13 protein-coding genes and 1 pseudogene are annotated in these 14,450 nt (G+C 39.0%); 13 read left to right on the top strand and 1 reads right to left on the bottom strand.

Features of this window, described 5'->3' with window-relative positions:
* The first annotated feature begins 143 nt into the window (after nt 1–143).
* Nucleotides 144–371 (top strand): DUF2198 family protein, encoded by a 228-nt coding sequence (locus ACFSFW_RS07960; protein WP_388036934.1) that lies wholly within the window; start codon nt 144–146, stop codon nt 369–371.
* Nucleotides 372–377: 6 nt separating this feature from the next.
* Here ACFSFW_RS07960 and ACFSFW_RS07965 read toward each other — a convergent pair whose 3' ends face one another.
* The gene (locus ACFSFW_RS07965; protein ID WP_388036937.1) at nt 378–1,172 is read right to left on the bottom strand and encodes a hypothetical protein; all 795 of its coding nucleotides are present in this window, start codon (nt 1,170–1,172) and stop codon (nt 378–380) included.
* A 211-nt stretch (nt 1,173–1,383) separates the two neighbouring features.
* Here ACFSFW_RS07965 and uvrB point away from each other — a divergent pair, with 211 nt between their 5' ends.
* From uvrB to lgt, 12 genes and pseudogenes are all read left to right on the top strand, one after another.
* Complete coding sequence (uvrB, locus tag ACFSFW_RS07970) at nt 1,384–3,363, top strand: excinuclease ABC subunit UvrB (RefSeq protein WP_388036940.1); 1,980 nt, start codon at nt 1,384–1,386, stop codon at nt 3,361–3,363.
* Nucleotides 3,364–3,370: 7 nt separating this feature from the next.
* On the top strand, nt 3,371–6,244 hold the full coding sequence (gene uvrA, locus ACFSFW_RS07975) for an excinuclease ABC subunit UvrA (RefSeq protein ID WP_388036943.1): 2,874 nt from the start codon (nt 3,371–3,373) through the stop codon (nt 6,242–6,244).
* 396 nt (nt 6,245–6,640) lie between these two features.
* Nucleotides 6,641–7,579 (top strand): aldolase catalytic domain-containing protein, encoded by a 939-nt coding sequence (locus tag ACFSFW_RS07980; protein ID WP_388036946.1) that lies wholly within the window; start codon nt 6,641–6,643, stop codon nt 7,577–7,579.
* Nucleotides 7,580–7,936: 357 nt separating this feature from the next.
* Nucleotides 7,937–8,659 (top strand): annotated as a pseudogene (locus ACFSFW_RS07985) (transposase); the annotation flags it as partial.
* A 153-nt stretch (nt 8,660–8,812) separates the two neighbouring features.
* Complete coding sequence (locus ACFSFW_RS07990) at nt 8,813–9,196, top strand: hypothetical protein (protein WP_304216583.1); 384 nt, start codon at nt 8,813–8,815, stop codon at nt 9,194–9,196.
* Nucleotides 9,197–9,424: 228 nt separating this feature from the next.
* A complete protein-coding gene (locus ACFSFW_RS07995; RefSeq protein ID WP_099352487.1) occupies nt 9,425–9,739 on the top strand; it encodes a magnetosome magnetite crystal formation protein family in 315 nt (104 codons plus the stop codon).
* 14 nt (nt 9,740–9,753) lie between these two features.
* Nucleotides 9,754–10,860: a DUF4097 family beta strand repeat-containing protein gene (locus ACFSFW_RS08000; RefSeq protein ID WP_388036951.1), complete on the top strand. Its 1,107-nt coding sequence runs from the start codon at nt 9,754–9,756 to the stop codon at nt 10,858–10,860.
* Nucleotides 10,861–10,870: 10 nt separating this feature from the next.
* Nucleotides 10,871–11,071, top strand: coding sequence for a PspC domain-containing protein (locus tag ACFSFW_RS08005; RefSeq protein ID WP_099352489.1), 201 nt, complete (start codon nt 10,871–10,873; stop codon nt 11,069–11,071).
* The gene (locus tag ACFSFW_RS08010) at nt 11,071–11,436 is read left to right on the top strand and encodes a phage holin family protein (protein WP_388036955.1); all 366 of its coding nucleotides are present in this window, start codon (nt 11,071–11,073) and stop codon (nt 11,434–11,436) included. Before ACFSFW_RS08005 ends, ACFSFW_RS08010 begins: the two co-directional genes overlap by 1 nt.
* A gap of 82 nt (nt 11,437–11,518) precedes the next feature.
* Nucleotides 11,519–12,043: a GNAT family N-acetyltransferase gene (locus tag ACFSFW_RS08015; protein ID WP_388036958.1), complete on the top strand. Its 525-nt coding sequence runs from the start codon at nt 11,519–11,521 to the stop codon at nt 12,041–12,043.
* 456 nt (nt 12,044–12,499) lie between these two features.
* Nucleotides 12,500–13,435, top strand: coding sequence for an HPr(Ser) kinase/phosphatase (gene hprK / locus ACFSFW_RS08020; protein WP_304216589.1), 936 nt, complete (start codon nt 12,500–12,502; stop codon nt 13,433–13,435).
* A 26-nt stretch (nt 13,436–13,461) separates the two neighbouring features.
* Nucleotides 13,462–14,277: a prolipoprotein diacylglyceryl transferase gene (lgt, locus tag ACFSFW_RS08025; RefSeq protein ID WP_388036961.1), complete on the top strand. Its 816-nt coding sequence runs from the start codon at nt 13,462–13,464 to the stop codon at nt 14,275–14,277.
* Nucleotides 14,278–14,450 lie beyond the last annotated feature (173 nt).

Consider the following 14,450-nt stretch of genomic DNA (forward strand, 5'->3'; position numbering starts at 1 on the left):
AATAAACCTGCCTGAATTAAGTTAAAACCTCCGGCGGATGCCACGATTTTTCAAAGGTAAATTTTCGAGCATGCTCGAAAAAAATCGGGCGCAAATACGCCAAGGCGCATTTGATGATATGAAATTGAAAGGATACGAATTTAATGCTATTAAAAATATTGCTGGCGCTCATCCTTCCGGGTGTACTCGTCATTTTCTTTACAAGAGTGACCTATAATCATTATGTGGGTTTTTTACTTGCGGTTGCCCTTATCGTTGCGTCTATTTATAAAGGATATGCGGATTCCGCTATTATTATCGTTGCGGATATCATTTCGTTGGGTGCAGGATTCATGTATGCGAGAAATATGGGGAAACGAGCGGAAAAATAAAGTCCTTCATCGAGATGATGAAGGATTTTTTTTCATTGAATCTAGGTCAGTATTTTTTTTATCTAACTTTTCCAATTCTGAAACAATGACTGTTTGAATCTCATCATTTCCAATTGCCCCACTATGAAAGGTGTTTGAATCCAACCAATAGAGTAGTCGGAAGGATACTCCATTAGTAAGCTCCATTTCTATAAAAACACGCTCACCTTCAAATTTGCCCGTTTTATATAATGTATCTAAATCACCTAAAACCAACGGATACCAAGCTTCAATAAATTGCTTCTTGGATTCATCTGAAAACGTATGTAGGCGACTACCGTCTTCGGTGCTTTCGAAATGTATGTTTTTTACAAGTCCATCTAATGGATAAAGCTCGCCAGCCGTTTTGGCTTTCTTATTTTCGTCCACAACAAACACATTATCTCCCGCAGTAACAATGAAAGAGGAAGGATAGCCTTTTACCTCGTAAATTGAAGTTCCTTCAGGTAAATAAGCAGCATCTCCATTTTTCATTACATGATCGCTGCAGGCATGCTCACTCATCATGAACGTGACATCTCCAAGTTTTTCTCCTTTTTCAATGACAATCGAACTTTGTTCATCTGAAGCATCCGGAAAATGGTGTTCATATTTTATATCGTTGATCATTAATACATCCACCCATTCAATCACTTCCCCATTGGGGCACCCTTCCGTTTGATCGATAGATTGGCTGGGACTTGGTGGTGTAGCAGATTGCTTGTTACATGAAACTAACAAAAAAGAAACGAAAATTAATATGAAACTTCCCCTTTTTATCATAAAACATCTCCTTTACTTCAATCTATTTTTCCAAATTATAACATGTTATATTTGTTTAGAAACTACATTTCAACAAATAAAATCGAATATCAGTTCGTATTTTTGTTTGTTTTAGGTCGGTTTGTGGTACAATGTTTCTATCGAGAAAAAGTCAGTGAAAAATTACATAACGGTTCACATAAAACGATAAGAATGGATGGGAGGAACGTAAATGAAGGATCAATTTGAGTTAGTCTCCAAGTATTCACCACAGGGTGACCAACCAAGAGCAATTCAACAGCTTGTTGATGGAATTAAAGCGGGCAAAAAAATTCAAACATTATTAGGTGCTACGGGTACAGGAAAAACGTTCACGATTTCGAATGTAATCAAGGAAGTAAATCGACCAACCCTTATCATTGCCCACAATAAAACATTGGCAGGACAGCTTTATAGTGAGTTTAAAGAGTTCTTTCCAAATAACGCTGTTGAATATTTTGTTAGTTATTATGACTACTTCCAGCCAGAGGCGTATGTTCCATCATCTGATACATATATCGAAAAGGACTCAAGTGTAAATGATGAAATTGATAAATTGCGACACTCTGCAACATCTTCCCTTTTTGAACGACGAGATGTCATTATAATTGCAAGTGTATCTTGTATTTATGGCTTGGGTTCTCCTGAGGAATATAGGGAACTCGTAGTTTCCCTACGAACAGGAATGGAAATTGAGCGAAATGAGCTTTTACGCAAATTAGTGGATGTTCAATATGAACGAAACGATATTGACTTCCGGCGCGGAACCTTCCGTGTAAGAGGGGACGTCGTTGAAATCTTTCCAGCCTCACGTGATGAGCACTGTATTCGCGTGGAGTTATTTGGCGATGAAATAGACCGGATACGTGAGGTTGATGCCTTAACTGGCGAAATACTGGGAGAACGTGAGCATGTTGCAATCTTCCCAGCATCCCACTTCGTAACCCGTGAAGAAAAAATGCAAATCGCGATTAAAAATATTGAGGCAGAGCTAGAAGAACGCTTAGCTGAACTTCGTGAAGATGGTCAACTTTTACAAGCGCAGCGTTTAGAACAACGGACGAACTATGATCTTGAAATGATGCGTGAAATGGGCTTTTGTTCAGGTATTGAGAACTATTCACGTCATCTAACCTTACGACCATCAGGTTCAACACCTTATACTTTATTGGACTATTTTCCTGAGGATTTGCTAATTGTCGTTGATGAGTCGCATGTGACATTGCCACAGATTCGCGGCATGTTTAATGGTGACCAAGCAAGAAAACAAGTACTGGTTGATCACGGATTCCGTCTTCCTTCTGCAATGGATAACCGTCCACTGCGATTTCAGGAATTCGAAAAGCATATTAATCAAATCATTAACGTTTCTGCAACACCTGGACCGTACGAAATTGAGCATACAGACGAAATGGTTGAACAAATTATTCGTCCTACAGGATTACTTGATCCAATTATTGAGGTTCGGCCAATTCAAGGTCAAATTGATGACTTATTAGGTGAAATCCAGGACCGTGTTAATAAAAATGAACGAGTCCTGATTACTACCTTAACGAAAAAAATGTCTGAGGATCTAACGGATTACTTGAAGGACGTTGGGATCAAGGTAAATTATTTGCACTCAGAAATAAAAACACTAGAGCGGATTGAAATTATTCGTGACCTTCGTTTGGGTAAACATGATGTTTTAGTAGGTATCAACCTGCTTCGTGAAGGGCTGGATATTCCAGAAGTCTCACTTGTTGCCATTCTTGATGCGGACAAGGAAGGGTTCCTGCGTTCGGAACGCTCACTCATCCAAACAATTGGTCGTGCCGCTCGAAATGCTAATGGCAGAGTAATCATGTATGCAGATAAGATGACGAACTCGATGGAAATTGCAATTAATGAAACAAAGCGTCGTCGTGAAATGCAAGAGGAATATAACAAAAAGCATGGTGTTACGCCACAAACCATTAAAAAGGATATTCGCGATGTCATTCGTGCTACAACGGCAGCCGAAGATACAGAAACCTATGAAACAGTACCTAAGTTAACTGGATTATCGAAGAAGGAACGCGATCAAGTAATTGCTGAAATGGAAAATGAAATGAAGGAAGCAGCAAAAGCACTTAATTTTGAACGAGCAGCTGAATTACGTGATTTAATTTTGGAGTTAAAAGCGGAAGGATGACATAAACATGGCATTGGATAAAATAGTCGTCAAAGGAGCAAGGGCCCATAACTTAAAAAATATAGATGTTACGATTCCGAGAGATAAACTAGTTGTCGTGACAGGTCTATCTGGTTCAGGAAAGTCATCCCTTGCATTTGACACCATATATGCAGAAGGACAACGGCGCTATGTCGAGTCCCTCTCTGCATACGCACGTCAATTTTTAGGACAAATGGATAAACCCGATGTTGATTCAATTGAGGGTCTTTCACCTGCGATTTCGATTGACCAAAAAACAACAAGCCGGAATCCAAGGTCCACTGTTGGTACGGTTACAGAGATTTATGATTATTTGCGTTTATTATATGCTCGAGTAGGAAAACCGGTTTGTCCTAACCACGGAATCGAAATTACATCACAAACCGTTGAACAGATGGTGGATCGCATTTTAGAATATCCAGAACGGACAAAGCTGCAGGTACTCGCGCCAGTTGTATCAGGACGTAAGGGTGCCCATGTGAAAATTTTAGAGGATATAAAAAAGCAAGGTTATGTCAGAGTCCGTGTCGATGGTGAAATGCTTGAGCTATCAGATGACATCGAGCTAGAAAAGAATAAAAAACATTCAATTGAGGTTGTCATTGACCGAATTGTAGTAAAAGAGGGTGTAACGGCAAGACTATCTGATTCCCTTGAGGCTGCCCTACGTTTAGGCGGAGGTAAAGTGATTATTGATGTGATTGGGGAAGAGGAACTCTTGTTTAGTGAGCTTCATTCATGCCCGATTTGTGGTTTTTCCATTGGGGAGCTTGAACCAAGAATGTTCTCTTTTAATAGTCCTTTCGGGGCATGTCCCGATTGTGATGGTTTAGGCAACAAGCTTGAAGTAGACCCAGATCTCGTGATTCCGAACTGGGATTTATCACTTCGAAAGCATGCAATTGCACCTTGGGAGCCAACAAGTTCTCAATATTACCCACAATTACTTGAATCAGTTTGTAATCATTACGGGATTGATATGGATATTCCGGTTAAGGATATTCCGAAGCATTTGATGGATAAAATCCTTTATGGAAGTGATGGGGAAGAAATCTACTTCTATTATGAGAATGACTTCGGTCAGAAACGTGAAAATAATATCGTTTTTGAGGGTGTTCTTCGAAATGTAGAAAGACGTTACAAAGAAACAAGCTCCGATTATATTCGTGAGCAAATGGAAAAATATATGGCTGAGCGGGCTTGCCCTTCATGTAAAGGATATCGGTTGAAAAAGGAAAGTCTGGCTGTTCTAATCTCAGGGAAACATATATCTAATGTTACAGATTTTTCCATTAATGAGGCTTTTGAATTCTTCACTACAATTGAGCTTTCTGAAAAAGATATGAAAATCGCGAACCTTATTTTCCGAGAAATCAAAGAACGACTCGGTTTTCTCGTGAATGTTGGATTAGATTATCTAACTTTAAGTCGTGCCGCAGGAACTTTATCCGGTGGTGAGGCTCAACGGATTCGACTAGCTACTCAAATCGGTTCTCGCCTAACAGGTGTTCTCTATATTTTGGACGAGCCGTCAATTGGGTTACATCAACGAGATAATGACCGACTCATTGATACACTAAGGACAATGAGAGATATTGGGAATACATTAATTGTTGTTGAGCACGATGAAGATACGATGCTAGCTGCTGATTATTTAATCGACATCGGACCAGGAGCAGGAATTCATGGGGGAGAGATTATCGCTGCGGGAACTCCTAAAGAAGTAATGGAAGACCCGAATTCTTTAACAGGACAATACCTCTCAGGTAAAAAGTTCATCCCGCTTCCAAGCGAAAGAAGACAGCCGGATGGACGCTATGTAGAAGTTATTGGTGCAAAGGAAAATAACCTTAAAAATGTATCAGCTAAGTTTCCACTTGGTTTGTTCATTGCTGTTACAGGTGTATCAGGATCAGGTAAGAGTACTTTGGTCAATGAAATTCTCCATAAATCATTGGCACAGAAACTGAACCGAGCAAAAACAAAACCGGGTGAACACAAGGAAGTTAAAGGGATTGAACAATTAGAAAAAGTAATCGACATTGACCAGTCGCCAATTGGACGTACACCTCGATCAAATCCAGCTACATACACAGGCGTTTTTGATGATATTCGTGATCTGTTCGCTAATACAAATGAAGCCAAGGTAAGAGGTTATAAGAAGGGCCGTTTTAGTTTCAATGTTAAAGGCGGACGCTGTGAAGCCTGCCGTGGTGATGGAATTATTAAAATCGAAATGCACTTCTTACCAGATGTTTATGTGCCATGTGAGGTATGTCATGGGAAACGCTACAACCGTGAAACATTAGAAGTTAAATATAAGGACAAAAACGTATCAGATATATTAAATATGACAGTTGAGGATGCATTATCCTTTTTCGAAAACATCCCACGTATCAAGCGTAAAGTTGAAACGTTATATGATGTTGGTTTAGGCTACGTTAAACTCGGACAACCCGCAACAACACTATCTGGTGGAGAAGCACAACGCGTGAAGCTCGCATCTGAATTACATCGTCGCTCAAATGGTAAGTCGTTTTATATTTTAGACGAACCAACAACAGGCTTACATGTAGATGACATTGCGAGATTGCTTAAGGTCTTACAGCGACTAGTTGAAAATGGGGACACAGTCCTCGTTATCGAACATAATCTCGATGTAATCAAAGCCGCGGACTACATTGTGGACCTCGGCCCTGAAGGTGGAGACAAAGGCGGTACCATCAATGGAACAGGTACACCAGAAGAAATTACAAAAATTAAAGCATCCCACACCGGACGCTATCTAAAACCAGTCCTTGAACGCGACCGTCAACGGATGAAAGAACTAATCAAAGAAAAAGAAACAGTTTCTAAATAATTGTAGAATCCCAGGGACCATGGGGACGGTTCTCATGGTTCCGTTAGTCAGTAACCACAGATAACCAAGGGGATGGTTCTTGTGGTTTGACGAAACAGGAAAATCCCGATTTGCGAAAAAGATGCAGATCGGGATTTTTACATTTTGTTGCAGATCCTATATGTGGTAGAGTCACGATATTTTTATTAGGGGGTGGTGGTTCTTGATGAGGGAGTTTCAGAGGTGAAGTTAGATGCTGTCGTAGTCATGGCTGGAGGTATTACTAGTAAACTTTTTTAAATTTATTGATTATTGTTATATTCCATTATATTATATTAAATTAAAGTATATTTTTCTTTACATAAATTCACTAATTAGAATAATAATGAGAAAAGAATGTGAAAGGGAGTTTCTAACATGGAACATCGTAATAAAATTATAGACTGTACTATTCGAGATGGAGGTTTAGTTAACAATTGGGACTTTAGTGTTGAATTTGTTCAAGACTTGTATGATAGCCTAAGTGCAGCTGGTGTGGAATACATGGAGATTGGCTACAAAAATTCACCTAAGCTACTCAATGCGACTGAGCCTAATCCGTGGAGATTTCTTGATGATAACTTCCTTAAAGAAATTCTTCCTGAGAAAAAAAGTACGAAACTATCTGCTCTGGTAGATATTGGGCGTGTTGATCCAGATGACATACTACCACGTGAGCAAAGTGTTCTAGATATGATTCGAGTTGCGTGTTATGTACGTGAAGTAGATAAAGGCTTGGAACTTGTAAAAATGTTTCATGACCTAGGTTACGAGACTTCACTTAACATCATGGCTCTATCTAGTGTTCCTGAACGTCAGCTTATTGAAGCGTTTGAAATGGTGAAGGCAAGTCCTGTCGACGTTGTCTATATCGTTGACTCATTTGGTAGCTTAGCTCCTACCGATATTGAGCATCAAGTGAAGAAGTTCCAAGAGATGCTCCCTAATAAACAGCTTGGCATACATACGCATAACAACATGCAATTAGCATTCGCCAATACATTAGCCGCGTTGCAAAATGGGGTTACTTACCTTGATTCGTCTGTTTATGGTATGGGTCGTGCGGCTGGTAACTGTCATACAGAGCTTCTCGTTAGTTACATACAAAAAAGTAGCTATGAGATTAAGCCAGTTCTCGGTATCATTGAAAAGCATATGATAGAAATGCGACAAAAGTGGGAGTGGGGCTATATCATTCCTTACATGATCTCCGGTATGCTTAATGAACATCCACGTGTCGCTATGGCCTATCGTAATAGTGCAGACCGTGATAACTATGTCGACTTTTATGACAAAGTAACATCACCTGAATCTTGACTGGAACTAGGAACCAAGGGAACCAAGGGGACGGTTCTCTTGGTCCCAGCGCGGGAAAAACCTGAGACCAGTTTGTTTTAAAATAAGAATCCTGATTTGCTTACACAAAGATCAGGATTTTTTAATCTAATTATTAGAATTTATCAGTCTACAGCAGGTTACTATGAAATTGCTAAAGTTTTTTCTTTTGATCTATGATACTATAAATTTGATAAGTCTCTCCATACCACCATCCTCTACTCTGTTTTATTAAACCTCCCTTTTTAGTTTCAAATTCCATATATTTTTAAAAAAACGAATATGAGGTGATGTTTATGCCCTAGGGCTGCAAGAAGAAAAAGTAGTACAAGTGTCTATCATGTTATTTTAAGGGGAATTAATCGTCAAATAATATTTGAAGAGCAAGAAGACTCATTAAATTTTTTAGAGACCCTTTATAGATTCAAAGATAAGTGTGGATATGAAATCTATGCGTATTGCTTAATGGGGAATCATGTTCATCTTCTAATAAAGGAAGGGGATGAAGAAATTGGAAGGATAATGAGGCGGATTGGTGCAAGTTTTGTTTATTGGTACAATTTAAAATATGAACGTAACGGGCACTTGTTTCAGGACCGATTTAAAAGTGAGGTGGTTGAGGACCTTCCATACTTGTTAAATGTACTTAGATATATCCACCAAAATCCATTAAAAGCCGGAGTTGTTGGGAATGTTTCAAATTACAAATGGAGTAGTTATAGTGAATATGTAGGAGATTCTAAATCTAAAATTATAGAAAAAGATTTTGTTTTGGGCTTGTTCAATACAGATAAAACATTAGCTTTGACCCATTTCAAAAAGTTTCACATGGAAGAGACCGATGAAGAATACCTTGATATCCAAGAAACAAGGAGAATTACTGACAAACAAGCAATTGAAATCATCAAAAATAGCTGCAAAGTAAACCACTGTTTAGACCTCCAAAAAGTAAATCCTGAAGAACGAGATACACACATCAAAACTTTAAAATCCATTGGACTATCAACTAGACAAATAGCAAGACTTACCGGAATAAGCCGCAAAATAATATTAAAAGCATGAGACCAAGGGGACGGTTCTCTTGGTCCCAATCTAAAGATTATTCTTAGGAAAAAACAGCCTGGAACCACCAGAACCGTCCCTATGGTTCTGCAGGGGTTTTTTAGGTCATATCTTTGAAAGAGGCTATTCTATATTCGTACAAAGGGGATAAAGATGAAAATCACCATTCGCGTTATTGAAATTTTGTTGGGAGCCATTTTTTTAGGAGCAGGTTTAAATGGGTACGTTGTTTTGTTCGGATTTGAGCCATTTGTGCCAACAAGTCCAGCTGCGATGGAATTTTTGGGAGATGGCTATTTATTGGCATTGGAAAAAGGTATAGAAATTATTGCAGGAATTCTTCTAATTATCCGCAGGTATGTACCATTAGCCTTAGTTGTTTTAGCAGGTTTAATAGTTAATATCTTAGCATTTCATATCTTTGTAGATTCAGAGTTGCTTCCATTGGCTATTATCATCACAGTATTTGAGGTAATTTTAGCCTGGCATTACCGTGAAAACTTTAAAGGTCTGTTAGAAAATAAGCCAAAACATTAAATCCAGTGGGTTGACCTCTGGATTTTTTTGAGTCAGAGAGGAAATCCACCTGATTCATATATCTATTTATCAAGAAAATAATCAAAGGAACCACTAGAACCGTCCCCATGGTTCGAACCGTCCCTATGGTTCCCTGGTTCCCTCTAAGACTCGAGGCTTATTTTTATAAAATCTTGAAACCAATTATATCTCGTTATCGTATATAGAGGTATAAAGGGGAGATGAAGAGTGAATACAGATAAATTAATTGCAGCGTTGTGTTATTTCAGTGTTTTCTTCGCAGGGTTTATTTTACCACTCGTTGTTTATATCATAGTTCAAAATCCGGTAGTAAAAAGGCATGCCTTGCATGCGTTAATCTCACATATTATTCCAGTAGCGACAATCGTTTTTATTATCATTCCGTTTTTCTTTATATGGTCTGTGGAGGCATTTGTAGCAACTATGCTGCTAGTGTTCATCCTATTAGCGATCATTAACGTCGGAATTGTGATTTGGAACATTGTAAAAGGAATTCAAGTATTAGCTCAAGAAGAACTTTAAGGGAGGAAGGAACCATGAAAGAAGAACAAAAACGTATCCTAAAACTAGTTGAGGAAGGAAAACTGACAGCCGAGGAAGCAATCGTTCTGATTGAAAAGCTCCATTCTGAGGAGGAGAGTCAGCCCCAAGATCCAGCACAGGAAATCAAGACAGAGCTTTCGACTCAAGTCCAGTATGAGCAATCCCAGCAGAAACACCAAAATTCATATGAAGGCAAGGGTTCTGCGAAACACAAATTTATGGACTTTATCGACACTGCTCTGAAAAAAATTAAAGACCTCGATCTCGATTTTAATTTCGGTAATGCAGTAGAAGTGAAACATATATTCCAACATAAGGACGTATATATTACCAAGCTTGACCTCGATGTTTCAAATGGAAGTATTACGATTATTCCATGGGAAGAGAAGGATGTCCGCGTTGAATGTGAAGCAAAAGTATATAATATCGATAACCAGGAACGTGCACGTAGAGCATTTTTAGAGGATGTTCTTTTCTCGATTGAAAATGGTGCACTGCGCCTATCCATTCAGAAAAAGCAAATGAAGGTTCATGCAAAAATATATGTGCCTCAGGAAAATTATGAAAGCATTAAGACACGTATGTTTAACGGACCGATAACTGGGGAAAATTTACGAGTAAAGGATTTCCGTGCAAAAACAGCCAATGGAGCAATCACCATTTCGAACTTTGATACAGAATCAGTTGAAATCGAAACAGCAAATGGTCATATTAAAGCAAATCAAATTACAAGTAAGGATTTTGAAGCGGAAACATTAAATGGTACAGTTACAACAACTGGACGATTTGAAAAAGTTGACCTTCAAAGCTTTAACGGGAACATTACTTGCGATATTCAGGGTGATAGCTGCCACACTGCTTATGTAAAAACAACTACCGGTAGCATTGATATGTTTGTCGCAAACGACTATCAAGTTGACGGAGAATTAAAATCAAATCTCGGTAGCTTCAAGTCAGAGCTTCCAATGATGTCAATCATTGAGGAGAAAAATGAAGTTGTTCAGAAATCTCTACGTTTCAAAGCAAATGAAGAAAAAGCGCAAAAGCTACATCTCTTTGCTGAAACGAAAACAGGCTCTATTAACATCAAACCACTTTGAGGTGTTCACTATGAAAAAGAAATTATACCGCTCCACACGAAATAGAATGCTAGGAGGAGTGCTTGGAGGCCTAGCAGATTATACAGGAATCGATGCATCGCTTTTACGAATTCTTGCGGTGGTCGGATTCATCTTAGGCGTCGGTTCATTAGGGATTATTTATCTCGTTTGGTTGTTTATTGTACCGAATGAAGGAGATGTCTATAGATAATGAGATGGATTGCTAGCATAATTGTTAATAGCATCGTACTAATGGTTGTGGCAGGATATGTCGATACTTTTCATCTCGAGGGGGTAGGCGCTGCTATCACAGCAAGCGTAATCTTATCGATTTTAAATGTAATCGTAAAACCCATTCTCATCGTCTTAACTTTACCGGTTACGGTTCTCTCATTAGGTTTATTTTTATTTGTGATCAATGCACTTACTTTAATGCTGACACAGTCCCTAATGGGTGACTCCTTTGTCATCGAAGGATTCGGCACAGCAATACTAGCAGCAGTCATTATCTCGATTTTAAATTTACTCATTCAAAAAGTAATCGTCGAACCGCTTCAGGAGAAAAAGAAGAAATAAATCTTTACTAGCAGCGTAGTCCAGGGAGGATTACGCTGTTTTTTATTGAAAATATAGTCAAAGTAGAGAAAGGAGTACAAGCATGTTTCCAATACTAGAAACCGAACGACTAAGATTAAGAGAAATCGTCCATAGCGATGCCCAAGCAATATTTACCTGTTTTTCAAACAATGATGTCACGCGTTATTACGGGCAGGAGCCTCTAACCGAAGTTGAACAGGCAGAGCAGTTTGTTGAATTTTTTGCAAAAAACTATAAAGAAAAGCGTGGAATAAGATGGGGGATCGAATTAAAAGAAACCAAAGAACCCATCGGAACCATAGGATTTAATGCCTGGTCTCCTAAGCATAAGCGAGCAGAAATCGGTTATGAGCTACAGCCCCAATACTGGCGAAAAGGCTACGCAACAGAGGCTGTTAAAAAAGTAATCTCTTACGGTTTTGACGATCTTGGCTTAACTCGCATTGGTGCCGTTGTGTTTCTTGAAAACGCGTCATCAAATGAATTGTTAATTAAGCTTGGATTCGAAAAGGAAGGTATCTTAAGGAACTATATGTACCAAAACGGTGTTGTGCATGATACTAATGTTTATTCACTAGTAAAATGAAAATACTCAAAGACAAATAAAAAGAGTTCTTCATGTAATTTGTCTCTGAGGCGGCTTCTCGCAGACAAAACAAAGAGATATTCAGGAAAATTGTCTCTGAGACCGTCTCTCGAAGACAAATTAAAAGAGTTCTCCACTCAATCTGTCTCTGAGACCATATCTCGCGGACAATTCAAAAAGTTGATTAAACGAATTGTCTCTGAGATCGTCTCTCCTCTCCCACACAACCAGAGGATAGTTCTCCCCTCCACTTCACAAAAACACATCTACCCAACATTCTTCCGCAATTTAAATCAGAAAAGTTTTGGCCTTACACAGAAAAATGCTAAAATAGGAGAATGAGTTTGAAAAATATAATTTTAAAAATTACAGTCTGTTTAAGCACGAAATGAGAGGGCTTTAAAAATACGCAGCAACAATCGAAAACTACATGAGTTCAATCAAGGAGGAACAGATGTGCCAAAAGTTAGCACAAAAGATTTAATTGAGAAATTCAAATTAGAATTAGTGAGTGGGGAAGAAGGAATTAATCGCCCGATAACAACAAGTGATATATCTAGACCAGGTATTGAACTAGCGGGATTTTTTGATTACTATCCTTCAGAGCGAGTCCAGCTATTAGGAAAAACGGAGCTAACGTTCTTTGAGAAATTGTCTTCCGAGGAAAAAAGATATCGTATGGAAAAGCTTTGTACAGATATCACCCCTGCAATTATTATTTCGCGTGATTTAGAGGTTCCAACAGAACTGATTGAGGCTTCCGAGCGTGAATCTGTTCCGGTGATTAAAGCACCTATGAAGACAACGAGACTATCAAGTAGGATTACAAACTTTTTAGAAAGTAAGCTCGCGCCAACAACAGCTGTCCATGGGGTTTTAGTGGATATATACGGGGTTGGGGTGCTAATCATTGGTAAGAGTGGTGTTGGTAAAAGTGAAACGGCGCTTGAACTTGTCAAACGCGGACACCGTCTTGTTGCAGATGATTGTGTAGAAATTCGTCAAGAGGATGATGATACACTTATTGGAAGCGCACCTGAGCTTATCGAGCATCTCCTTGAAATTCGCGGTCTTGGGATCATCAATGTCATGACCTTATTCGGAGCAGGTGCCATTCGAAATTATAAACGGATTACGCTTGTGGTCAATCTAGAACTTTGGGATCAGACAAAGCAATATGACCGACTTGGGCTTGAAGAAGAAAAAATGAAAATCATCGATACGGATTTAACAAAATACACAATTCCAGTTCGTCCTGGGCGAAACCTAGCAGTCATCATTGAAGTGGCAGCGATGAATTATCGTCTTAAACGTATGGGCTTAAACGCTGCACAAGATTTCTCAAATCGTCTTTCAAATACGATTGAATTTAGGGAGCACGACGAAATATAAAAGATCATTAAAAGGGAGATGAGATAGTGGACCGAAACATTCAACCATTAGACCCAACATTTTTAGAACTTGGCGCGTTACGCATTCAGTGGTATGGACTAATCATCGGGCTAGGAACCATGCTAGCCCTTTACCTTGCCATTAAGGAATCAGAACGCAGAGGCTTGCACAAGGATACTTTCATGGACCTTATGCTGTTCGCAGTACCAATTGCGATCATCTGTGCAAGAATTTATTACGTTATTTTTAAATGGGATTATTACTCACAAAATCCTTCCAAAATTATTGCAATTTGGGAGGGCGGAATTGCCATTCATGGTGCGTTAATTGGTTCAGTTGTGACTGCGATTGTGTTTGCGAGAGTTAAAGGCTTGTCCTTTTGGAAAATTGCAGATATCGCGGCACCAAGCATTATCTTAGGTCAAGCAATTGGCCGTTGGGGAAATTTTATGAACCAAGAAGCACATGGAGGACCCATTGCAGAGGAACAGATCCAAACCTTCTATAATGTGCTACCTGACTTTATCATGGACCAAATGTATATCCAAGGTACGTACTATCATCCGACCTTTTTATATGAATCAGTTTGGAGTTTGGTAGGTTTTGTTTTATTGCTGATGCTTCGAAAGGTCAACTTAAGACGTGGGGAAATGTTCCTTACATATGTCATCTGGTATTCAATTGGCCGCTTATTCGTAGAGGGCTTACGGACAGATAGCTTAATGCTTGGCGATATCCGAGTGGCTCAATTGATTTCCGTTTTATCAATTGTAGGAGCAATTATCGTTATCATTTACCGAAGAATAAAAGGTCTTTCAAACGACCGTTATTTAGAGAAATAATCTTAAAATGTGAGTTTAAAAAGGAGGATGAAAAGGACCGCGTCGACAAAAACGCCACGTCCTGTGCGTCGAAAGTTCAAGGCGGCGCAGTTTCGAGTACCGGAGCGTATGCAGTAAATACGTGAGGAACGGAGAAACAAGCCAACGCAGAAATTCGATGTGTCATTTTTATT

The sequence above is a fragment of the Ferdinandcohnia salidurans genome, assembly GCF_042680725.1.
Lineage (GTDB): Bacteria > Bacillota > Bacilli > Bacillales > Bacillaceae_L > Ferdinandcohnia > Ferdinandcohnia salidurans.

Excerpts from the sequence above, each read along its gene's own strand:
- ACFSFW_RS07960 (WP_388036934.1), top strand. The coding sequence starts at position 144 with ATGCTATTAAAAATATTGCTGGCGCTCATCCTTCCGGGTGTACTCGTC.
- ACFSFW_RS07965 (WP_388036937.1), bottom strand. The coding sequence starts at position 1,172 with ATGATAAAAAGGGGAAGTTTCATATTAATTTTCGTTTCTTTTTTGTTA.
- uvrB (WP_388036940.1), top strand. The coding sequence starts at position 1,384 with ATGAAGGATCAATTTGAGTTAGTCTCCAAGTATTCACCACAGGGTGAC.
- uvrA (WP_388036943.1), top strand. The coding sequence starts at position 3,371 with ATGGCATTGGATAAAATAGTCGTCAAAGGAGCAAGGGCCCATAACTTA.
- ACFSFW_RS07980 (WP_388036946.1), top strand. The coding sequence starts at position 6,641 with ATGGAACATCGTAATAAAATTATAGACTGTACTATTCGAGATGGAGGT.
- ACFSFW_RS07990 (WP_304216583.1), top strand. The coding sequence starts at position 8,813 with ATGAAAATCACCATTCGCGTTATTGAAATTTTGTTGGGAGCCATTTTT.
- ACFSFW_RS08000 (WP_388036951.1), top strand. The coding sequence starts at position 9,754 with ATGAAAGAAGAACAAAAACGTATCCTAAAACTAGTTGAGGAAGGAAAA.
- ACFSFW_RS08005 (WP_099352489.1), top strand. The coding sequence starts at position 10,871 with ATGAAAAAGAAATTATACCGCTCCACACGAAATAGAATGCTAGGAGGA.
- ACFSFW_RS08010 (WP_388036955.1), top strand. The coding sequence starts at position 11,071 with ATGAGATGGATTGCTAGCATAATTGTTAATAGCATCGTACTAATGGTT.
- ACFSFW_RS08015 (WP_388036958.1), top strand. The coding sequence starts at position 11,519 with ATGTTTCCAATACTAGAAACCGAACGACTAAGATTAAGAGAAATCGTC.